Raw genomic sequence first — 827 nt, forward strand, 5'->3', positions numbered from 1 at the left:
GTTCCCCACCGCCCCGGGCCGTCCCGCCGGCGACCCCGACGCTCCCCGGGGACGGGTCCTGCTCGTCCGGTGTGCCGCCGAGGAGGTCCGAGATCCGCCGCAGCGTCGGATTCCAGCGGTGGTCGTGCCGTTCCGCCCGCCGCCGGGCCCGGGTCATGGCACGGGCCCGGCGCCCCCGGTACCGGCGTCGGGCCCACGGCGAGGTCGGCCGGGCCAGTCGGACCGCGCCCACCAGGGCGACGAACGGGATCAACACCCCCACCACGGCCAGCCACGGCTTCCCCTTGAGCAGCGCGAACAGCGCGCACACGAAGTGGAACAGGACGGTGCCGGTGACCGCCCAGCCGTTGCGCAGTTGTTCCTCGCTCAGGTTCTCCACCCCCAACGGCAGGTAGCCGGCCAGGACCAGCCCGACCACGGCCGCCGTCAACGCGACGACCTCCACGCTGCGTCGCCCCTCGTCGGTCCAGTAGACGTCGGCCAGGTGCAGGATGAGGGCGAACTCGTCGAGCACCAGACCGGCCCCGACCCCGAAGATCACCGCGCACACGATGGCGGGCCACCCGTCGTCCCCGGCGGCCACCGCGCCGAAGCCACCGATCGTCATGAGCACCACGCCGGGCACCGCGTGGTGGACGTGCAGCCCGCCGGTGGAGACGTTGCGGAAGGGGCCCCGACCGGCGCGGATCATCCGGGTGACCAGGCGCGCCCCCCCGAAGGCCCCCAGAAAGGCGACGAGCGCCCACAGCAGGGCGGGCCGGTCCGTGGCGGCCACGGCCAGGGACACACCACCGGGGGCCTCCGGGGGGAGGTCCGGGAAGGAGAGG

At 75.0% G+C, this 827-nt stretch carries 1 protein-coding gene; it reads right to left on the reverse strand.

Annotation, left to right across the window (positions count from 1 at the left end):
• A partial coding sequence (locus FNQ90_RS25360) for a hypothetical protein (protein ID WP_323380182.1) occupies nucleotides 1-787 on the reverse strand: 787 nt, incomplete at its 3' end.
• Nucleotides 788-827 lie beyond the last annotated feature (40 nt).

Source organism: Streptomyces alkaliphilus (assembly GCF_014141535.1).
Lineage (GTDB): Bacteria > Actinomycetota > Actinomycetes > Streptomycetales > Streptomycetaceae > Streptomyces > Streptomyces alkaliphilus.